This is a genomic window from Thainema salinarum CENA647, from assembly GCF_057732415.1.
In genome coordinates this window covers 1,012,606-1,033,312 of record NZ_JBYJZJ010000015.1, presented here as the reverse complement: position 1 = coordinate 1,033,312, position 20,707 = coordinate 1,012,606, and the positions used below count along the sequence as shown (strand labels likewise).

Below are 20,707 nucleotides of genomic sequence, written 5' to 3'. Positions count from 1 at the left end.
CATGAGTGAGCTAACCCACGCTCTGATCCTGGCTCAGCAGGGATCGGAAGCTGCCGCCGATGTCATTCAGGGAGCACTCCAATTAAGCGAGGACACGATCGCGTCCTGGAATGAAACCTGGATTGATCTGATCCGAGCCGATTCCCGTTCTGGCAAACCATTGTGCAGTTTTCTCGGGGTATCCTGGCGCTCTGCTTCCTGTATATGTTCGTTCGCTTCGGCAACGAGATTATGAAATCGCGCTATCTCGGTACAGTGGTCGAACTTTTTACCTTTCCGCTAGTGGTGCTGCTGTTTCTGGGCAACAACGGCAGACTTTTATCGGAGTCAGTTTTAGTGCTCCGGGCCGTAGGTTATCGCCTGACAACTGGACTTCTCTCCCAGCAAATTGTGGGATATACCCTTCAGGATGCCATCACCCAGTTTGGACTGAATAACCTAGGAGTTCAGCGCATCAAGCAGGTTTATAGCGAATGTGAGGGATTAACGGGTGATCCTTTTCTGGAGTGTTGGGACAGTAAGGCGGAAGAGGTGCAAGCCATCTATCAAGCTTTAGAAGCCCAAAACGGCAATATTAGTTTCGGTCCGCTGGAAGCGTTTGCCGAATCGGCGATTAACCGAACCGGCATCTCTGCCATCGGTGATTTAGTTGAGGTTGGCACCGGCACACTTCAAGGAGACTTCAGCGGGGCTTTTGCTAGCGTGCTGCAGGATCGGTTGCTACCGATTATCCAGACAATCTTGTACGGACTTCAGTGGGCCTTTGTCAACATCGTGGAAGCGGCCTTACTGATTGCAGCGGTACTCGCTCCAGATCGCGCTGGCACTTTCTATTTTGCCTGTCGCTGGTCGGCCCATCTGGGCCTGGCTCTCAGGCTTCGTCGGCCTGATTGGTCTTCAGATTGGCTACAACCTGCTCGTTGGCATTGTCGCGGCAGTGTTAGCCAATACGCAGGGTGGAGCACTAGAAGTTTCCCAAAATCTAGGGTTTCTGCTCTTTATCTCAATCTTTGCACCCGGTCTAGTCACCGCACTGGCTACCTGGAGTGCCACGTCCTTGTTCTCAGCAATTAGTCGTCGGGCCAACAGCATTGCTAGCACCGTTACAGGGGGGCTTTCGACCGCCGCAAAATTTGCAGTTCTCAAATCAAAATGATGCAGCAGTTAAAAGGATTGGTTCGCAACCAGCAGGATGATTCCCAATTCACCACCATGCAGGCGGAAGGGGAAGAAACGGAGATGAATGGCACCGATATCTCGGCACCAGAGCAGCCGGTATATCTGCCGATCAAAAGCGAAAATTCGCTCATCATCGTCATGGGCATACTGGGCATCGGTCTACTCGTCAGCGTCTTTGCCAATCTCTTCTTGCTCTTCAACAATCGAGCACTGGCACAACGAGACAGTATCTATGTGCAGCAATCAGATGGCACCACGGCCAAAGCAACGGAATTTAATGTTACTCATCGTGAGGCGGAAGTGATTAAGAACACGGCAGTGCGCTGGATGCAGCTCACATTTGAGTGGGATAACCAGATTCCAGGCTCTAATGCTGAGGATCAGGGCTATGCCATTGAAGGTACTACGCAAAAGATTCCCACAGAAGTTTATCTAGCGTCATACCTCATGGATAAAGGGTTCCGACAGGAATTTCTGCGGCTGATGGGTACTGAGAAAATCTCTCCCGGCGTCCTGCAGGGACGCATCAAATCGTCTGTACGCTTCTTTGCAGTCTCTGATCCTCGCCAGGTCGGTGAGGGGCTTTGGGAAGTAGATATTGTGGCAACGCGTATTGAGCGTGACCGAAATCAGGAGGTCGCAGAGATTCCGATGAATCGAACCATCACGATGCAGGCTATTCCGCCCGTCGAGCCGGTGTTTGATGACCTAGAACCCTTGGCTTGGCGCAAGCAGATGTATGACCTGCTGGCCAACGGCCTAGTCATTGTCAAAGTTGAACCTCTGGAGGTGGATTAGATGGAGCAACATGATCAAACCCCCAATCTGTCCTCTTTAGCAAACGAGGAGACCGAATTCACTGGCAGTCGGATCGAAACGGCTCCGGTTGAACCTGCAACGGCACAAGCCGAACACCAGCAAAACGGCAGCACAGAGGACGATATTTCCTATGAGGAGCGGGCTCAGTTTGCCGGAGTAGACACCGATTATGATGATGAACTTGTCACAACAGATGAACTGATTGATGGCCCCAGCACAGCTACGGGAGCGGGGCGTGGAAAACTCACCCCTCTCCAGATTGGGATTAGTTACGAGTGCGTTGGGCGTGATCGTAATTGTGATTTGGATATTCTCCGGCTTTTTTACTGGAAACAGCCAACAGGCTCAAGAGCAGGGCAATGAACGCCCCCTCCCGTCAGAATCCGCTGCTAGCTATGGCGCTGATGACCAGATGCGGGCAGAGCTGGCCCTAGTTGAGCAGGAGCGATCGCAACCTCGGCAACGGCTAGCAGAAACACCGCAACAGCCCACACCAGAGGCAGAGGAATCCTCGACGGAGACATCTGAGCCACCTCCTACGACACCAACACGAGTTGTGCGATCGCAACCAACACCCGCACCCATACCAGCACCCGCTCGGCCTATTGCTTCTCCGCCTAGAGAACCAGTGGCAGCATCACCAACCCCAATCTCGTCACGGCCATCCGAAGACACGGTCGATCCACTGGAGCAATGGACACGACTATCGACCGCTGGAGCAGCGGGCGCGGAAGTGGCTCTGGAATCGGAACCTGCAATCGACGCATCAGAAGCAAATTGGACTCAGGCAACACTAAACAGATCAGAGGCTGATCAACAATCCGCATCCTTATCACTTCCAACAGATACGATAGGCGATGCCCCGATTCCATTACCAATCGATGGAGACACTGAGAGAACACGTCCGCCCTCCAAATGGCCAGCCAGCAGCAACAAAACCCTAATCGAGATGTGCTAGTTTCCTCCTTAACACCGGGAGCACAAGGCATTATTCAGCAGCGTCCGATCACAGCAGCGGAGGAAGGTGGTACAGGAAGGACAGAAGTCACTCGCCGTCATCAAGTGGCCATCGGGACTTCAACGACAGGAGAGGTTATCGTTCCGGTAGTTTATGCTGGCGGAGAACTGTCTGCTCAAGGGCGGTTTGCGATTGAGTTATCAGAACCACTGATGGATATTAACGGTCAAGTTGCCCTTGAAGCAGGCACAGTACTGATTACTCAGCTCACGGAGATTTTAGACGCCAACATTTTACGGCAGCAGGTGGTAGCGGTTGTATATCGAGATGCCGAGAATCAAGTCAGACAGGAAACTGTTGAGCCAGGCGTACTGATGGTTCGCGGGGAGGATAATAGACCCCTTGTGGCACAGGTCAAAGATGACGATGGTAGCCGTGATTTTAGGGAGGATCTGCTAGTCGGTACACTATCGGCACTGGGCAATATCGGGGCGGTATTGAACGCGCCCGATGCCGTTACCACCGCCACCTCAGAAGCTGGAGGGAATACGACAACCAGTACAAGCACAACTGTCACGAGTGGTCAGGATGATAACGTGGTCGCCGCTGCGTTAGACGGCTTTTTCACACCAGTGAGTGAGCGGGTGATAAACCGCATTGAGGGGCAAAACCAAACGTCATCCTCTCCCTACCTATTTGTTCCAGAAGGACAAGAGGTTTCAATTTTTGCGAATGGACTGCTGGAGGTGATTCGATAATGCGTGCCTTTCAATTCATTCCCTGGCTGCTCCTAAGCGGCATCGTTTTGACAGCGGCTGGTAGCAAAGCTCAAGCTCAGCAATTGAGTTCTCTACCGGATATCCCCATACCCAATCCGAACGAAGCCATCCCAGCCACCAGCGTTGTGTCGCAAGAACGAGCCAGGAATTATGCTTCGCCAGTGATGCTCTATCCCGGTCGCAACAGTGTGATTGACTTCTCTAGCACGGGCGAGGTGATCACTTACATACAGCTCAGCGACCTATCTCGGATTGTCTATGACACCAACGCTCCAATCGATAGTGGAGCTGCTCGCACAATCATTCTGCGCCCGATTCAGGCTCTCCACATCGATGGAACGTATACTGCGGCCATTCCCAACCTCAGTCGTAACGACCGTAGATGCGACGGGCAAGACCTACACGTATCTGTTTGACCTCTACCGAAGTTCAGATCGCTTTCCTGAGCAACATGAATCGAGCGGCATTGCAGATCGCACCAGCTGTAGAGGTTAGAGAGATGCAAGCCCTCAATGCAGAAACTATTCGCTCCAACGTAGTCCGCACTGAGGCAGGTGAAGCCACCCTAGAGGATATTGAGCAGGGATTGACCGTTGCTATTGAAGAGAACTATACGCCATCCGATGATCCGATTGTCTTTGCAGTGCGGCAGGCGATTACAATGGCTCGCAATGGCCTGCCACTGAGAACCGCAGCCAATCAGCTCCAGATCGATATGGCGGTTCTGACATCTTTGGCAGAACTTGGTATTGAGGCCAATATTGAGGGCGCGGCTGACGAGGTGCCAGAGTCTCAACCCTTAAATAGTCAGGTAGAAGTCGAGGATCTAATTTGATGCTATTGGCTAATGCGTTTACCGAGCCCTTGATCGAAGCGTGGCAGGTGATTACCGATATCCTCTGGTCGCCTCGAGGACTGCTGATGATGGGGCTGGTGATTGGGGTTTATATTCTGATTGCGCTGACTCCTCGTAAGACTCATCTCACGTTCTGGACGGTTTGCGGGACGAGGAGACAAATTGAAAGCGAGCAACACAGCCTACCGACAGCTCAAAAATGATGATGCAGATGACGTCGTACTTTGGTGTGGTTCACCACCCAACTGGTTACACAATGGCTGGATGGCAGGGCTAGCAACAACTATTACTGGACAACCATCGACAGTCTATGTTCCAGAGGCAAATCGTAGTTCAGTGGTCATCGGCAAGGCCGGATCGGGCAAGACATTTTCAGTGATTGATCCAATGGTTGCTTCGGCGGTGGAGCAAGGCCATCCCATTCTGCTCTACGACTACAAAGCGGATGAATATGGCAAAGGAGGACAGCTCAGCTATCTGGCCACTTTGGCCGCTCGGTATCAGTACAATGTCCAGGTCTTTGCACCGGGAAGGCCCTATAGCTGCATCATCAATCCGTTGGATTTCGTAAAAGATGCCAACGACAGCACAACCGCTGGGGTACTAGCCGAAGTGTTTCATCGCAATCTGACTCGTGGGGGCGGTAAAGCGGATGCGTTCTTTGGGCCTGCGGGGCAACGCCTGATTCAAGCCTTGCTTCAGTTTGCTAAGTCTACTCAGTATCCAGATTTAGCGATGGCGTTCTGCGTCGTGCAGTTGCCCAACTTGGTCAAGCGACTATCTTATGCAGCCAAAGAAGAACGGCTGCCTTACTTTGTTCAAGTCAATTTTGCTCAGTTTATGAGCACGGGAGCCAGCGAGAAAACCGCTTCAGGTATTCTCGCTACCGCCAGCGATGTCCTGACTCGATTTATGTCACCCGATCTCTTGCAATCGCTGCTGGGCAGTACCAACGTTTCAGCCATCCTCGAACGTCGGGAAATCTTGGTCTTCCAGTCTGACATTTTCCGGCAAGATGTGATTAATCCGCTGTTAGCTGCCATCATCAATGTGGTCGTGAATCTGAATTGTTCCATACAGCGCCAGGCTCCGTTGATTTTCAGTGCGGATGAGTTTCCGACTATCTACATGCCTCAAGCTCCAAGCTGGCCCAATCAACATCGCTCTAAGGGCTTCACGGGCATCTTTGGCTTCCAGTCCTTTCCGCAGATTGTTGAAACCTATGGGCAAGAGCAAGCCAAGGCACTCTTATCAGCCTGTAGTACCCGCTTCTGGTTTAATCCAGGAGATGTTCAAACTGCCCAACGATACAGCGATGAGATGGGGGAAACAGAAGTTACCTACCGAACCCGTTCCTATAGTCGCAGCCGAGGAGATGATTGGGGACGCAATCGCTCTGTATCGGAGCAGATCCGTACCAAGAAGCTCATCACACCAGATGAGGTCATGCGATTTGGAGTCGGGGAATGCCTCTACATCAATCCGGCTTACAACCAGTGGCCAATCCACTACGACCGGATGCCAATTCCTAAAACCGACATCCAGCTCAAGAAAGAGTGCGAAGGGCTGTGGGAGACCATCCGCGATCGCATGATTCGACGAGCGCAGAACCGCAGACCTGATCTCAATATGGAGGAACAAATTCGTATCCGGCTTCAGGAGGCAGATCGGTTACTGCCCATGCCGCCAGAGGACGAAGAGGTTGATAGCTACAGCACAGGACAACCAACGCAACCAACAACTGGCGTCATCAATCTGCCCGATGGGCAAGAGTTCTAGCTGACTAGTCCTGTTCCTGCAGCGCCTCAATGAGTTCATTCGCTAATGCCTGCAAGCGTTGAAACTTCTTCTTCAGCTTTGAATCTGCTTGAATACGATTCCATGCATTCTTACTATAAAGCTGTTGAGCAGATCGACGAAATTGCTGTGGGGGATCCATATCAGCGCCACAACTATCATCAAAGTTAGCCTGCTTTAGCTCTTTAACACGCTCTATTAGCGCACGTTTAGCCAGACCTGCCTCGGCTTCTCGCAGCAAGTCAGCCTGAACGTCTAATGGCAAATTAGAGCGACGAATCACATCTGCTTTAGAAAAAGCGACTCGCCCTTCTCGAACAGCATCTAACAACTGCCCAGGCATCTTTTGCACAGCAATCAGTCGATTGGTCACGAAACTTTCCAGCGTCAGACCAAACTGAGCAAAGATTCGATCCAGTTGTGAGAGAACATCCAGGGTTATTATTCCGGAATAATAGTCACTCATTTCCTCGACAACTTGTTCATCATCCAGACGACGAGCGCGGCGCAGATTCTTAATGCGAATCAGAGCCTGAGACAGGCTTTCGGTGTCTAGCTTAAACTTAAGGCCGATTAGCGCAATGATACTATCTGTCTCTTCAACAAGATTTAGGTTCTCGCGAATCAGGTTAGAGATCAGCGCAATTTCAAGTGCCTGTTCATCATTGAGGTCACTTTCAATCGCGGGTAATGTCTCTAACTTCAAGGTTTTACCACATCGCCAGCGGCTTTCACCCGAGACGATTTCAAGCTTACCGTCCGCTCCACGTCGCACCAGCAACGGTTCTCTGACACCCACCTTGGCAATGGATCGTTGTAGCTTTTCGAGTGCAGCCGGATCAAAATATTTACGCGGCTGAGTTAACCCATCGCCCAGCCGGAGGGGAACAAAATCCTGAATGGGATAATGTGGAACTCCGCCTGCAGAGGAAGGAGCGTTTTGCAGATCTTCAAGCTGCTGTCGAAGCTGAGCGATCTCTTCATCACGCTGCTGAAGCTGCCCCATCTGGGCAACCCCGACCTGTTGAAACTTTTGCAAAATTGGCTGCTGAGTTGCCTGACGTTTTTGTGCCATTGTCTTACCTATACGCTCTACCGCACAGCCATAAGGGCTTGGGCAATTTCTTTGAAGTTCTGATTTGCTTTATGGCTGGGTCGATGGGCCCGCAGGGGCAGCCCAGCAGCCGCGGCATTGCTTACTTCAGCAGAATCCTTGATGTAGTTAAAGCAATGCACTCCAATCTGGCTTAACAAAGCCGGTAAGGTAGGAAAGCCATCCTCAGCAGGCTTCTCAGTCAGACCTAAATTATCTCGATGTAACGCTCGATCCTGGACTCGATTCGGAACAACACCCAGAATTCTTGGAGCCGGACGAAGCCTAAGTTTATCGGACTTTTCCATCACCCAAGCTAGCAATGTTGCCGCGCTCATCATGTCTTTGGAGTCGGGTTGAATGGGAATGACAACGAAGTTGGCAGCCGTAAGTGCCATTTTATGGGCTAAATCGATCGTTCCAGGGCAGTCAAAGATCAGATAATCATGGGGAAGGGGATAATCTTCCAACCGATCCTTTAAGATTTCCGTTTTTCGATCAGCCGTCGAAAGCCGTTCAATCAGCTCACTCAAGGACTCATCTCCCAGCAGAACTTGCATCCTATCTTTTTGCCAGCAGTTATAGAGGGGCCAATTTCCGTTAAAGTCATCTTCGAGAATGCAGTCAATTTTTTCATCTGGGCCTGGATTCTCGCCCCCCAAACCAACAAATGCCTTCAGTGATGCGTTGGGGTCAAGTCCAAATAGGCAGACCGAGAAACCTGCCAACAAAAGTTCGTAGCCAACATTGACCGCAAGAGTGGTTTTACCTGACCCTCCAGCGTTACTCATCAAAGCGACTCGGATCTGATTTTTATTCATATTTTTGTCGTCGAGACTCGCTTATTATTCCGGAATAATAGGTACGCTCATCCAAATAGATGTCCCAATAGTACGGCAAAATATCAGAGTTGGAACAGCATCTTAGTGTCCTTATCAACCATACGGGTAAACGGATTGGACTAAACAGGCTCAATCAATGGTCTCAGTCGTATTAGTAGAAATCTGAGCTTCAATTTCTTGAATGGCTGTCTCCAATTCCACTTCCAACTGTTCTGCTGAAGGAAGCCGATCTCGCAATGTGGGTGGTAGTTCTTCCCGTAGTTTGTAGGTCGAAACACCAATGGGATTTTGAACCGTTTCCAGCGCAAACTCTACCACCGTGCGTTTTTTTGAGCGACAGAGAACAATTCCAATCGTGGAATCATCACGTTCGTCTCGCAGTAATCGGTTCACTGCAGTGACATAGAAGTTCATCTTGCCAGCATATTCGGGTTTAAATTCTGTCATCTTCAGGTCAATTACGACATAGCAGTGCAGCTTCAGATGATAGAGCAACAAGTCAATGAAATACTCGTCACCCTCCACATCAAGACGATACTGACTGCCGACAAATGCAAACCCAACACCCAGCTCTAGCAAGAAATCACGTATCCGCTCAACTAAAGCACGCTCCAAGTCCCGTTCTTGAGCAGCTGCATCCAAAGTTAAGAACGAAAAATTGTAGGGGTCTCTTAGGATCTGGCGGCTGAGGTCGGAGCGCTCAGGTGGCAAAGTTCGCTCAAAATTGGTAATGGCTTCGCCTTGGCGCTCATACAGTCCCGTCTCGATCTGCATCTCCAAAATATTGCGGCTCCAGCCATTTTGGAGCGTTTGCTGAACATACCACAATCGCGCCTGCGGGTCTTTGACCTGATCGAGCAGACGAACATTGTGCCCCCAGGGAATTTGTGCAACAAGCTGTTGCATAATTTGTTCGTCCGGATACGCTTCAGCAAATGCCCGCATATATTTCAGGTTGCGAGGGGAGAATCCTTTCATATCGGGAAACTCTCGCTTCAGATCCTTGGCCAGACGGTCAATGACTTTGCTCCCCCAACTCTGTTGTTGCTGTCGTTGGAGGATATCCTGACCAATGTGCCAGTAAAGTAACACAAGCTCGCGATTGACAGCCAGCGCGGCTTTAATCTGCGCCTGACGGATGCGCGTCTTCAGGTCACTCAAAAAGGCAGCGTAGTTTTCTTCTTCAGGAAACAGAGAGGGAGAGGTTGGCATACAGCAACAGTGTTGTTCGTCAGTCTAATTAGATGATGGAGTTAGGAGCAATTACGTTTGCGCAAGTGTGTGCTCCATGTGATTCAGTAGTGTGCTCTCACTCCCAGCAAGACACTAAACTCATCACCAGCACAAGAGTCCCACCCTACAACTTACGCATCGAGGCCAAGTTTACTACAACGCATCCGAATCTTGTCCATCATTATCGCTAGCAAAAACTTCCTAGCACCTATCACGGTGTTCCCACTACAACAAAGCACTATTAGTTCCAAATTCAGCCGCTGAAGACTCCCAACTGGCGCACCATGCGATTTTGCGGCAAACGATATATTGCTCAGCCATCTTCCCTGTTCAGCATGGCTTAATCTCCAACCTTATGAGAACCTGAAAGCCGCGGTGAGGTAGCGGAGTATCTACAGCGCTTTCAGCAGGTTCCCAACTGCTTGCCGTCTTCGATCCTCGTTGATGTATGGATCAAGACGAATGATGAATTTGGATATGCATAACAGAACCCGATTATTGGCAGTAGTTAATGCTAGTTGATAATTACACTAAAAATTACACTACGTTTTCAAGCAACAGATTTCAGTGCCATTAACCCAGATATATCAACCATGCTGATTCCACGTGGTGGGCACTTTTTATTGTTGAGTGCTACAAAGAGCCAGGTTCGTGTTTGCGTACTTATTCGTGTTACTTTAATAAGTTGCTATAAAGAGAACACGAATAAGTACGCAACAGTTGGGCATCCCCCCCCTCTTAGAATGGCCCACCTCTGCGATCGCATTACCTGCTCAAGGTAAGATGAACCATCTGCCTGCATCCGGGATCGTAAACTTTGGTATCCACTCTGCGGAATCCCCAGCATCAACGGGGTAGTCTATTAGCAAGGAGCTAAAAAACTCCTTGTTCAAGGAACAATTCAATTGCTTAATTAAAGGAGGTCAGTATCGATTTCCGATTGAATCTGTTTCACATCCAACTAACGGCATCCAACTCGGTTATTGATATTTCCTAAACTTTTAACGGTAGAGGGCTTTTCTGCGCATTTGCAGCACTCTAGCTAGTCTCAACTCATGCAGGAAATCACTCAGCGCTGCCAGTCTGGATGCCGTTGTTGTCATTTTTTAGGACATCACAGATTATCACAACTGATACTCGGAAATGTAGCTTTGATGCGCCAGTCTAGCAGCGTATATCGCTGGCGATCGCGCACCTGTCCGACTGAAATCGCAACCGCTTTCTTGGGGCCCACAATGATGGCTAATTGCTTGGCGCGGGTGAGTCCGGTATAGAGCAAGTTACGGGTCAGCATCAGGTAGTGCTGCGTAAACAGCGGCAGAATTACTACTGGATATTCGCTGCCTTGCGATTTATGAATGGTGACTGCCCAGGCTAAGGTCAGTTCATTTAAATCGGCTGCGTCATAGGTGACCCACCGCTGGTCATACTGCACCGTGACCGCCTGCTCCTCGGCATCAATCTCGACAACGGTGCCTAAGTCGCCATTGAAGACATCTCGCTCATAGTCATTCACCTGCTGCAACACCCGATCGCCCACCCGCAGGATTTGACTGCCGCGATTCAGCTCAGCGGTTTGGGGATGAGCCGGATTCAACCAGGTTTGCAGCACTTGATTCAGATTGCGGGTACCCATCGTTCCCCGGCGGGAGGGACAGAGGACTTGCACATCGCGGACGGGATTGAAGCCTAATGTCGGAATCAGCTCCTGGATTAGATCTTTCATGCCTTGGATGCCGGGTTCGGGTTCCGGTGCTCCGAGCCACAGGCAGTCGCTACGGGGTCGGGGAGACACTGATTCGAGCTGAGGAAAGTCGCCGTGGTTAATTCGGTGGGCATTGACGACAATCTGACTGGCCTGAGCCTGCCGAAATACCTGCGTCAGTCGCACCACGGGAATGCAGCCGGAGTCGATCAGATCGCGCAGCACATTACCGGGGCCAACGCTGGGCAGCTGGTCGATATCGCCTACCAGCAGTAAGTGAGCCTGGGCTGGAATGGCTTTGAGCAAGGCATTGGCCAAAAATAGATCCAGCATGGAGGCTTCATCAATTACGACGGCATCGGTTTCGAGCGGATTGGCTTCATGTCGCTGAAAGCTCAGGTGGCTGGGGTCAAATTCCAAGAGGCGGTGAATGGTTTTAGCCTCTTTGCCGGTCATCTCACTCAGGCGCTGGGCGGCTCGTCCGGTGGGAGCCGCCAGCAGTAGACGTTTTCCCATTGCTTTCCAGAGGGCGACGATGGTGCGGGTGGTGAAGGTTTTGCCGCAGCCGGGGCCGCCGGTCAAAATCAGCACCCGTTGGCTAGCGGCCATCTCCACAGCCTGCTGTTGTTCCAGGGAGAGGGGCAGACCCGTGGTGTCAATGACGCGCTGAATCCAGCGCTGGACGCGGGCTACATCGACTGCTACGGGGTGCGAGAGGAGCAGCTGCATCTGCTGGGCCAGGTGTTGCTCGGCGGCGTAGAAGGCGGGTTTGTAGCAGCAGGCTTGCTCGTCATGATGATGCAGGATCAGCTCTTGCTCGCTGGCCATCTGCTCAATCAGCGGGTCTAAGACTTCGGGATGGGGCTGATGATCCTCAATCGTGAGCCGCTTCATGGCTGTCTGCACCAGTTCAGCTTTGGGCAGATAGCAGTGGCCTTGGTCAGCGGCTTCACTCAGGACATGGACTAGTCCCGCTCGGTAGCGGAATTCGGAGTTGGGGGCAATGCCCAGGTTACGGGCAATTGCATCGGCGGTGACAAAGCCAATGCCGTAGACATCGGTGGCGAGGCGATAGGGGTTATGAGTGACGACAGCGATGGCATCGTTGCCATAGGTTTTGTAGATTTTGACGGCATAGGTGGTGGAGACACCGTGACCTTGCAGGAACAGCATCACCTCTTTGATGGCCTGCTGTTCGATCCAGGCGGCTTGAATCAGCTCAATCCGTTTGCGCGCAATGCCGGGCACTTCAATCAGTCGCTGGATATCCTGTTCAATTACATCCAGCGTTTCTAGGCCAAAGTGATTGACGATGCGGCGAGCGGTGACGGGGCCAACGCCTTTGATTAAGCCGCTGCCCAGGTACTTTTCAATGCCCGTGAGGGTAGCGGGTTTGGTTTCCTGGTAGTGTTTGACTTGGAATTGGCTGCCGTATTTGGGATGCTCGCGCCAGAAGCCGAACAGCTTGAGGGTTTGGCCGGGTTCGATATGGGCGAAGGTGCCGACAATGGTAATCAGCTCGGGTTCGCTGGTGACGTTGAGGCGAGCGACGGTATAGCCGGTGTCATCAGCATGGAAGGTGAGGCGTTCGACAACGCCATGCAGATGAATCAGGGCGGGCAGATCGGCAGCAGTCATTGGGAGCAGGAGAGTCATAAGGGGGGGCTTGCTCAATCATAGCGGGGTAGCTGAAGGAGAGAACGGATAGGTCGAGAGTGCGATCTCATTTTCCATTTCGCCAATTTGTTCGTGTCACTTTAACCAAGTAAAACAAAAGCAACACGAATGAACGGAACAACGATGAATCATCATCTGGACGATCATTTGAGCAGATCGGTAAGGTGCGATCTCACCTTACCAACTAAAAAGCCCAAGCACGAAGACCAGGCTGAGGTGAACTTGGTCATGGGGTGGAGTTGCAATCGCACGATTAATGAAAAGCACCCTTAGAGGTAATGCGACGGTTAATAGATGGTGTCTACACTCGACCTACTTAATCTTCAAAACAAGATTGCGAGCAGGACGATGGAGTTTATCAGTGTCTATGAAGCGAATTACTTTACTTATATGTTGTGCAATTTTGCCGCTGACGAATTTACCTAGACAAGCACAAGCCAGTACAGAAATGTTCTACCCGGCTTCTATGTGTACTCCGCTAACGGCAGAAGATTTTGATACTGACAGTCGTCCCAATGGTCTCTATTTAAGTAGTCCTCAGTCAGGCTGGCAGAATGATGCACAAACAGAACATAGAAAGTTGAGGTGTCCAATCCCGTATGAATTTAACCCTAACGATGCCTCTTCCATTTCTGTCAGAGTACATCTGCGCGTTCTGACAGGTGACCGATTCTTTATACAGTTGACTGGCTATGATTCCGCGCTAGGAGTTACGGAACGGGTAAATCTAGAGACCAATGCAACCAATGCATTAAGAGTAGATCGCAACGGATTTCAAGTTTATGAGCTCACGCTAGATAGGGACGATGTGCCCAATATACGCTTTTTAGAATTGGATGTAATAGTTCCCGACAAATCTGGAGAGGGACGCCATCAACGGGTAAACAGTGTTTTAGGTTATCGAGTGTTCCGTGGTTCACCCTAAAGAAACGGACACGATAAGTCTATCCCCAAACTTTCTCACTGCGAGCTTGCTCAACACGCGCTATTCCCCTTTCGGTATCTTCAACAGCGACAAATGGCTCTTGGATAGAACATTGAACCCATTGAGTTTCCTGCTGTATACCAACTCCGCTGCGATTATTAAAAAGCTTGATTGCATAAAGCGTTTGTTCATAACCATCAATTTGCCTTTGGTTTATTGTTTCCTGTTCCAACAGGTTCAGCTCCCAGCAACTCCCGATGCGACACCCTCTGGATAATGCCCTGCCTGTGTTATGAAACTGAAGAAGGGTAGTGATTGAGACTGTCGAGCGATTGGGAGGCTCTACATTTATATCTGGATGGCAATTTGAGCCAGTAGCTTTTCAGGTTGAACTAAGCCAGTGAAGGCTCACGGAATACAAGTTGCGATCGCAACTCCCCAGCGACTAAATAAAAAGCCTGATCTTTGAGATCAGGCTAACAGGAGGAGAGTATTGTCGGAGGGAGCAGGAGAGAAGGATTAGCGCTGATAGTCTACGCCACGATAGCGAAGCCGTGCCGTTTCACGCCGTTGAGCAGATTTCTGAGTGAATCGATAGGCCACACCGCGATACAGGCCAGAGCGTTCAACGGTTTCTAGGTTGCCGATTTCAATTTGGGGCATGGTGTAAGACTGGCCGAGGTAGGAGAGAGTCATTGGCTTGATTCCTGAAATGTAAGGGGGCTTTGTCTATAAAAGGGATTCAGGCCCACTCTTGAGCATTTCAGGCTCAGTTGGGTGATGTGCCGCACCCATCGAGGTGAGCTTGGTCATTTAGCAGGAGTGCAAGACCGAAAGGATTTATGACGTTGAGGGTATGAAGCGTAAAACTGCAACGGTTCAGGTTCGGGTATGTCAAATAGATTGTGTCAAAGGTAAAAACTCAAGTTGGAAAGCGATCGCTGAATTCAATCGCGAAGCGGTTGAGAGCGGGTTTCCAGTCGCGAATGGGCATCGTCCACTTTTGGGCAATATTTTGAATTGCCAAGTAGATAACTTTTAAGGCAGATTCATCGGTTGGAAAAGCTCGGTGGTTTTTAATCACCTTTCTAAGAGTCATATTCATCGATTCAATCGCATTGGTGGTATAGATGGCTTTACGAATCTCCGGTGGAAAAGCAAAGAAGGGAATAATCCGCTGCCAATGATTGAGCCAAGACCTGCTAATGGTCGGATATTGCTTGTCCCACTTCTGGGCAAACTCCACTAAGTGCTGCTCTGCTTCCGTCTCAGTGCTGGCCGTGTAAATCAGCTTGAGGTCTGCTGCAACCGCCTTGCGGTCTTTGTAGGACACATAGCGGAGTGAATTTCGCACCATATGGACAATGCACAACTGCACCTGGGTTTGAGGAAAGACCGCTTCAATGGCATCCGGAAAGCCAGTGAGCCCATCACAGCAGGCGATAAAGATGTCTTTGAGCCCTCTATTTTGCAGCTCTGTTAGCACTTGAAGCCAAAATTTGGCAGACTCGTTCTGGGTCATCCATATCCCCAAGAGTTCTTTGGTGCCAGACAAGTTAACCCCAAGCGCCAGGTGAATCGCTTTGCCCGTCACCCGCCCGTCTTGTCGGACTTTGACCACGATGGCATCAAAATAGACGATAGGATAAACCGGGTCGAGCGCGCGATTTTGCCAAATTTTACGCTCCGTTTCAACCGCATCCGTGACGTTCGAAATCAGCCCGGCTGAGACCTCAACGCCATACAGCTCTTGCAGTTGAGCCTGAATGTCACGGGTACTCATGCCCCTGGCATAGAGGGACAAGATCTTGTCATCAAAGCCCTCGAAGCGGGTCTGCCCCTTCTTGACGATGATGGGTTCAAACTCACTGTTGCGGTCACGGGGAACATTGATTTGAGCCTCTCCAAACTCCCCTTTGATGGTCTTCTTGCTGTGGCCGTTGCGGCGGTTACGAGTTGGCTTGACGTCGCTTTCAGGCTCCGCCTGTTGCTCGTCCAGATGGGTTTTCATTTCCGCATTCAAGCAGCGTTCCACCAAAGCCGCCGTGAGCTGCTTAAGAATCCCTCCATCCCCCAGCAGGTCTTCGGGATTCTGATAGCCTTTAAGCAATTCATCCAGGAGTTCAGGTCGAAAAGTCATAGTACGAGTCTCTTAGGTTCAATAGTTCATTAGATCTCATCTCTGACCTTTGACACAATCTAATTTACAATCCCTCAGGTTCAGCCCCGGCAAGAGCTGGGGCTTTCTTGCCCTTAGCTCTCGCACGGTCACGTCAATTGCCCACTCCCATCTCAGGCATACAACCCAGCACTATTGGCCTCGATAACCACATTCATAACGATGCTTATGCTCCATTAGCAGGCATCTCTGGATACGGTTAAACCAGTTGAAAGTTAAACAAAGGAGAGCATATGAGTTGTGGTGGTTTTGGCGGATGCGGCTTTGCAACGGGTGCTAGCCGCGGCAGTACTGTAGATAGCAAGCCCTGGAGCCAAATGACGGCTGGAGAGCGAGTCTTCTCGATGTTGATGGCACTGCTGTTCTTCACTTTATTGATCGGGGGCCTGGCTGCTGTTGCAAATGCAGAAACCGCTCCTCATCAGGCGTTGAGCAACCCTGTACAGGTAACTGAATAGCCTTTTCGAGCTTGGGTCTACGCTGTTTCTGCTCCTATGACACGCGATAGCACCCTTTCCCCGGCCAAGCGCCGGGGATTTTCTGTTTCATGCCGAACAAAGGTGGTATGCTGCGATCGCAGATCAGCGATCAGCGTTAGCACAACAGAGCAAGATGCGATTCGTGGGCAAGTATAATGCCGTTCCTGCACTACGATTTGCATCTATCACCCATTAGAAATAGCTCCAATAGAAAACACCTTGGCTATGAAGATCAAGCCAAGGCGTTTTCTAGTATTTATTCACTGAAAAGGTAAATCTCGCGGGGCGCTCAAATTCCTATCCCCGCCGCAAGCGGACGGGGCATTACGGAATTTGCCCTTCGGGACGCACTCCCGCGCTACCACTAACGTGGCAAGCCACGGGGAATTAGACCCACAGAGATTAAACGTAAATCATTGCTCACAGCACTCAGTTTCTTCAGTCAAGGGACTTCCTCACATGATTGATACTGTGTAGAGATGCCTCGATACCGTCGTTTTTGCTTGTTGCGTCTCTGGGTATCTATCGCAGAGCTCTCTTATCGATTAGTCGAGGACTGATCAACAACGATGTAGAGTGCTGCTGTTTTTGGCGGATCAGATTCAGTCGTTAAATCGATAGCAAACCTCCTATTTAACGTGAACTGAATTGTTCAAACCGAGGGAAGAAGTATTCACCTCTTGTTATTAGCATACTCCTATCGTCATCAAATGCTGATACCTGATACCAAAGTTCATCTTTTCGCCCGATTGAGTCGCAGCGGCTGACGGGTTCATCCAATCTGAGTTTTGGCTGAAAATGGCACTCAGGTTTCTCATCAACCCCTTAAGTGAATTTCAGAACACGCTCAGAGGAGGTTCAGGTCAGTCTTGGACGATAGGCATCAACGGACAGTTACCCCTTTGATTTCATTTCAGGAGCCCCCACTATGCAACTCACCTATCGTGGCCACGCTTACTCATCTGCTGCTGCAACTCTCCCCACCATCGTTGCGGAACAAACCGTTGGGATGACCTATCGCGGCATATCCACGACCACCACGCAATATCGATTCAAAGACACTACGCTTGAAAGCCCCAACTCGCAAACCATGCGGTTTATGGGCAAGCGTTATGTAGCTTTGGCTCTACACGAGGCTTAATCCCGGCACTTTTAGGTCAAATTTGTTGTTTACATGGTGAAATCAGCACCCATCCTCGCATGGGTGTTTTTTCTTGCTTAGTTAGCCCGTTGCGATCGCACATTGGTTTCTGATCTACGGGCTTGAGATGACCTCAGAACGGTTGCGATCGCAGCTTGATTCCCGTACCGACTGAGTTGCACCTTTTCCTTCGAACGCTCGTAACTTTTTCAAGGTAGTTCACGTCAACAGGGTTATCGGTCAGTACGTAAACAGCGGCCATCGCTGTGAAGTCTCCCATACTGGCCTCGCATCTCATAGACGGAAACCGATGTGATGATGCCATCCATCGGTGCCGAGGCCGCATTACGTCTCTTTTTGAAGAACGAGTTTATGAACATTCGAGTTGTCTTTAGCTCTGCCATTACAGCGTTCGCTGCCGCTACACTTCCAGTTGTCGCCCAGGCCGATACGGTTGATGCCCGTTGCGATCTCTATCCTCTCGGTTCAGCGCAGGTCTCTGAAGTAACGGCCTGTACCTTCTCTCAGCGACAGGGGATCGTCGGCATTCAGCTCTCCAATGGTCGTCGCTACGACCTCATGCCCGTCGGCAACCAACCCGGAAACTACGTTGACCAAAATGGCAATGCCGCCTATCGTCAGGCTGGCTTGGCCGAGCGCGGCTTAATCTTTCAGACGGCGAGTGAGCGGATTTACGTGTACTGGGACACGGCTGGCATTCCAGGCCCTGATCATGCCCCCATTGCTAATCGCCCATCCGGCAGCAGCGGCATGGTTACACTCCGAGCCAGTGATCCCAATGCCCGCATCAATCTACGCCGTCAGGCCACGATTCATTCAGCCGCTGTGGGATATGGCATTCCAGGTGATCAAGTTCAGTTGCTCCAGTGTCTCCAGGATACGGATCAGCCCGATAGTGAGTTGAGCTGGTGTCAGGTGCGCTTTCCTCGCTCACAAGCGGTCGGCTGGATTCGCAGTGATTTTATCCTCTTTTGAGCTTGGCCAAATCCGTTGACGGGGTGCATTGCGATTTGTCCTGATCCGTCTCCTTGTGCAAACGAGGTGTCAGGGGAAGATGTCAAGTCACTCATCAGGACCATCTGAAATTCACGTTGAAATTTTGATCCACTCTAGAGAAACCTATGGCGACGTTCTACGGGACTCCGAATCATGATGAATTGAAGTATCCTTTCAAAGGCACAACAGGGAACGACATCTATTACGCTGGCAGTGGCAATGACAGTATCGATGGTGGCCCTGGCAATGACACGATGTATGGCGGGCCAGGCGATGACACCTACTTTGTGGACTCCAGCGGCGACCAGACAATTGAATACTGGAATGAGGGCACCGATACGGTGATCAGCTCGATCAACTTTAGCCTCAGAAATCACATTGAAAATCTCACGCTAACGGGCAGTGCTTATAGCGGGCTCGGGAACAGTCTCAACAACACCCTTCGAGGCAATCATCTTGCCAATGCCCTCTATGGGTATGACGGCAGTGACTACCTCTATGGCTTTGACGGCAACGATACGCTCGATGGTGGCAATCACAGCGACTATCTCTATGGTGGTGGGGGGAATGATAGCCTCAACGGGGGCAATGGCGATGATTTCTTATTCGGTGGTGAGGGCGATGATTACCTCTTTGGGGGCGAGGGATATGGTAATGATTACCTGATTGGAGATGCCGGGAATGACACCCTCAATGGGGGCAATGGCGACGACATCTTGTATGGTCTCGTCGGCAATGATTACCTCTATGGTGGTATCGGCAACGATACGATGTACGGCGGAGCCGGCAACGATACGTACTATGTCGACTCGACAGCTGACTTCATTAGCGAACGCTTGAATCAGGGAACAGACATCGTCATCAGCTCTGTTAATTTTTCTCTTCCAGATCAGGTCGAGAATCTCACGTTAACAGGTACTGCAAGGAGCGGTGTTGGCAATAGCCTCAACAATACTATTTACGGGAATTCCTCTGCCAATTCTCTCTATGGCAACGACGGCAATGATTACCTCAATGGTTATGGTGGTGATGATTGGCTCTCGGGAGGCAATGGCGATGATACGGTTGTCGGTGGCGCTGATCAGGACACCCTTTGGGGCAACTCTGGTAATGACACTTTAATCGGTGATGCCGGAGATGACAGTCTTTTAGGAGGGGATGGAAGCGATAACCTCATCGGCGGTGCGGGTAACGATGAACTGGTGGGTGGGGTAGGCTCTGACACGCTGTTAGGCGGTTGGGGTGCCGATATATTTGCCCTCAGCTATGACCTTGACGGAGTCGATACCGTTCGAGACTTTAACTCAGCCCAAGGGGACAAGATTCATATTCCCGCTTTCCTCTTGGGTCAGGGAGCCACCCGACAGGACGGGTTCCGCTATAACAGCACAACCGGCGACTTGTTCTACGATCCAGATGGGGATGGCTCAGTTGCCGCCATTCAGTTTGCCGTACTGGCCAACAAACCCGCTTCATTCAATACCAATACAGACATTGTTCTGGTTTGACATGGGAAGCAACCGCCAGTGACTCAACGTTGACACGCAGAACAATCGGCATAAATTGCATTATGACGACTGTTTTCATATATCCTACATTTCGCAGGTTATCAGCAGAGGAAATAGCATTTTTGACAAGGTGCTCCCAAGGAAGCCGAGAATTTTGGCTCGTGTATCGGTCAAGTTAGAAATCTGTGAGCGCTGTTCCCAGTGGAGTAAATGCACGGACTGAAAACACAAGAAGACCCATCGCAGTGTGGGTTTGGCAGTCGGTTTACCGAGTTAATTGGGAATCGTTTCGCCTTGTGCGGCCAGTGCTTGCCGCGATTGGCGTTGGGCCAAGGTATAAACCATCAAAGCGAGGCCCATGACGAAGGCGAGCGCCGCCACCCGCGTCGGGGTCTTGAGAAACACACTGCTGGTAAAGAACAAGGGGTCTTTGAGGAAGCGGAAGCCCCTTTCTGGAGACTGCTGATCTTTGTAGGTGGCGAGGACTTGACTGGCCGTGAAGTCGGTTGCCGCGAGCACA

Annotated in this window: 23 protein-coding genes; 15 read left to right on the top strand and 8 right to left on the bottom strand. The window is 50.7% G+C overall.

Going from position 1 to position 20,707, the window contains the following annotated elements:
* The first annotated feature begins 1 nt into the window (after position 1).
* From AC286M_RS06480 to AC286M_RS06435, 10 genes are all read left to right on the top strand, one after another.
* Positions 2 to 235: a hypothetical protein gene (locus AC286M_RS06480; RefSeq protein WP_488203588.1), complete on the top strand. Its 234-nt coding sequence runs from the start codon at positions 2 to 4 to the stop codon at positions 233 to 235.
* Positions 232 to 1,074 carry a hypothetical protein gene (locus AC286M_RS06475; RefSeq protein WP_488203587.1) on the top strand — a complete coding sequence of 281 codons (843 nt, stop codon included), beginning with the start codon at positions 232 to 234 and terminating at the stop codon, positions 1,072 to 1,074. The genes AC286M_RS06480 and AC286M_RS06475 overlap by 4 nt, the downstream gene beginning before the upstream one ends.
* 78 nt (positions 1,075 to 1,152) lie before the next feature.
* Positions 1,153 to 1,977 (top strand): hypothetical protein, encoded by an 825-nt coding sequence (locus AC286M_RS06470; protein ID WP_488202729.1) that lies wholly within the window; start codon positions 1,153 to 1,155, stop codon positions 1,975 to 1,977.
* Complete coding sequence (locus AC286M_RS06465; RefSeq protein WP_488203586.1) at positions 1,978 to 2,361, top strand: hypothetical protein; 384 nt, start codon at positions 1,978 to 1,980, stop codon at positions 2,359 to 2,361. It abuts the gene before it with no gap.
* On the top strand, positions 2,297 to 2,956 hold the full coding sequence (locus tag AC286M_RS06460; protein ID WP_488203585.1) for a hypothetical protein: 660 nt from the start codon (positions 2,297 to 2,299) through the stop codon (positions 2,954 to 2,956). Before AC286M_RS06465 ends, AC286M_RS06460 begins: the two co-directional genes overlap by 65 nt.
* Positions 2,950 to 3,714 carry a hypothetical protein gene (locus AC286M_RS06455; protein WP_488203584.1) on the top strand — a complete coding sequence of 255 codons (765 nt, stop codon included), beginning with the start codon at positions 2,950 to 2,952 and terminating at the stop codon, positions 3,712 to 3,714. The genes AC286M_RS06460 and AC286M_RS06455 overlap by 7 nt, the downstream gene beginning before the upstream one ends.
* On the top strand, positions 3,714 to 4,151 hold the full coding sequence (locus tag AC286M_RS06450) for a hypothetical protein (RefSeq protein WP_488203583.1): 438 nt from the start codon (positions 3,714 to 3,716) through the stop codon (positions 4,149 to 4,151). Before AC286M_RS06455 ends, AC286M_RS06450 begins: the two co-directional genes overlap by 1 nt.
* Positions 4,152 to 4,186: 35 nt before the next feature.
* On the top strand, positions 4,187 to 4,570 hold the full coding sequence (locus AC286M_RS06445) for a hypothetical protein (RefSeq protein ID WP_488203582.1): 384 nt from the start codon (positions 4,187 to 4,189) through the stop codon (positions 4,568 to 4,570).
* Positions 4,570 to 4,794: a hypothetical protein gene (locus tag AC286M_RS06440; protein ID WP_488203581.1), complete on the top strand. Its 225-nt coding sequence runs from the start codon at positions 4,570 to 4,572 to the stop codon at positions 4,792 to 4,794. Before AC286M_RS06445 ends, AC286M_RS06440 begins: the two co-directional genes overlap by 1 nt.
* Positions 4,754 to 6,370, top strand: coding sequence for a type IV secretory system conjugative DNA transfer family protein (locus tag AC286M_RS06435; protein ID WP_488203580.1), 1,617 nt, complete (start codon positions 4,754 to 4,756; stop codon positions 6,368 to 6,370). The genes AC286M_RS06440 and AC286M_RS06435 overlap by 41 nt, the downstream gene beginning before the upstream one ends.
* 4 nt (positions 6,371 to 6,374) lie before the next feature.
* Here AC286M_RS06435 and AC286M_RS06430 read toward each other — a convergent pair whose 3' ends face one another.
* The 4 genes from AC286M_RS06430 to recD2 all read right to left on the bottom strand — a co-directional run bounded on the left by AC286M_RS06430 (position 6,375) and on the right by recD2 (position 12,917).
* Entirely contained in the window at positions 6,375 to 7,463 is a 1,089-nt protein-coding gene (locus AC286M_RS06430) for a ParB/RepB/Spo0J family partition protein (protein ID WP_488202725.1), read from the bottom strand.
* Positions 7,464 to 7,480: 17 nt separating this feature from the next.
* Positions 7,481 to 8,302, bottom strand: coding sequence for a ParA family protein (locus AC286M_RS06425; RefSeq protein WP_488202724.1), 822 nt, complete (start codon positions 8,300 to 8,302; stop codon positions 7,481 to 7,483).
* A 150-nt stretch (positions 8,303 to 8,452) separates the two neighbouring features.
* The gene (locus tag AC286M_RS06420) at positions 8,453 to 9,535 is read right to left on the bottom strand and encodes a PDDEXK nuclease domain-containing protein (protein ID WP_488202723.1); all 1,083 of its coding nucleotides are present in this window, start codon (positions 9,533 to 9,535) and stop codon (positions 8,453 to 8,455) included.
* A gap of 1,135 nt (positions 9,536 to 10,670) precedes the next feature.
* Positions 10,671 to 12,917, bottom strand: a complete 2,247-nt coding sequence (gene recD2, locus AC286M_RS06415; protein WP_488202722.1) for an SF1B family DNA helicase RecD2 — start codon at positions 12,915 to 12,917, stop codon at positions 10,671 to 10,673.
* A gap of 388 nt (positions 12,918 to 13,305) precedes the next feature.
* On the opposite strand from recD2, the gene AC286M_RS06410 reads away from it, so the two are divergent.
* Complete coding sequence (locus AC286M_RS06410) at positions 13,306 to 13,863, top strand: hypothetical protein (RefSeq protein WP_488202720.1); 558 nt, start codon at positions 13,306 to 13,308, stop codon at positions 13,861 to 13,863.
* 19 nt (positions 13,864 to 13,882) lie between these two features.
* Here the strand turns inward: AC286M_RS06410 and AC286M_RS06405 are convergent, their stop codons facing one another.
* The 3 genes from AC286M_RS06405 to AC286M_RS06395 form a co-directional block, all read right to left on the bottom strand.
* Complete coding sequence (locus AC286M_RS06405; RefSeq protein ID WP_488202719.1) at positions 13,883 to 14,095, bottom strand: hypothetical protein; 213 nt, start codon at positions 14,093 to 14,095, stop codon at positions 13,883 to 13,885.
* Positions 14,096 to 14,382: 287 nt separating this feature from the next.
* Positions 14,383 to 14,559, bottom strand: a complete 177-nt coding sequence (locus tag AC286M_RS06400; RefSeq protein WP_488202718.1) for a DUF4278 domain-containing protein — start codon at positions 14,557 to 14,559, stop codon at positions 14,383 to 14,385.
* Between the two features lie 226 nt (positions 14,560 to 14,785).
* The gene (locus AC286M_RS06395) at positions 14,786 to 16,003 is read right to left on the bottom strand and encodes an IS256 family transposase (RefSeq protein WP_488203579.1); all 1,218 of its coding nucleotides are present in this window, start codon (positions 16,001 to 16,003) and stop codon (positions 14,786 to 14,788) included.
* A 272-nt stretch (positions 16,004 to 16,275) separates the two neighbouring features.
* On the opposite strand from AC286M_RS06395, the gene AC286M_RS06390 reads away from it, so the two are divergent.
* From AC286M_RS06390 to AC286M_RS06375, 4 genes are all read left to right on the top strand, one after another.
* On the top strand, positions 16,276 to 16,500 hold the full coding sequence (locus AC286M_RS06390; protein ID WP_488203578.1) for a hypothetical protein: 225 nt from the start codon (positions 16,276 to 16,278) through the stop codon (positions 16,498 to 16,500).
* 949 nt (positions 16,501 to 17,449) lie between these two features.
* Positions 17,450 to 17,662, top strand: coding sequence for a DUF4278 domain-containing protein (locus AC286M_RS06385; RefSeq protein WP_488203577.1), 213 nt, complete (start codon positions 17,450 to 17,452; stop codon positions 17,660 to 17,662).
* A 315-nt stretch (positions 17,663 to 17,977) separates the two neighbouring features.
* Positions 17,978 to 18,658, top strand: a complete 681-nt coding sequence (locus AC286M_RS06380) for an SH3 domain-containing protein (RefSeq protein ID WP_488203576.1) — start codon at positions 17,978 to 17,980, stop codon at positions 18,656 to 18,658.
* Between the two features lie 146 nt (positions 18,659 to 18,804).
* Positions 18,805 to 20,187, top strand: coding sequence for a calcium-binding protein (locus AC286M_RS06375; protein ID WP_488203575.1), 1,383 nt, complete (start codon positions 18,805 to 18,807; stop codon positions 20,185 to 20,187).
* A gap of 273 nt (positions 20,188 to 20,460) precedes the next feature.
* Here the strand turns inward: AC286M_RS06375 and AC286M_RS06370 are convergent, their stop codons facing one another.
* Positions 20,461 to 20,706: a hypothetical protein gene (locus AC286M_RS06370; RefSeq protein WP_488203574.1), complete on the bottom strand. Its 246-nt coding sequence runs from the start codon at positions 20,704 to 20,706 to the stop codon at positions 20,461 to 20,463.
* Position 20,707: the final 1 nt, after the last annotated feature.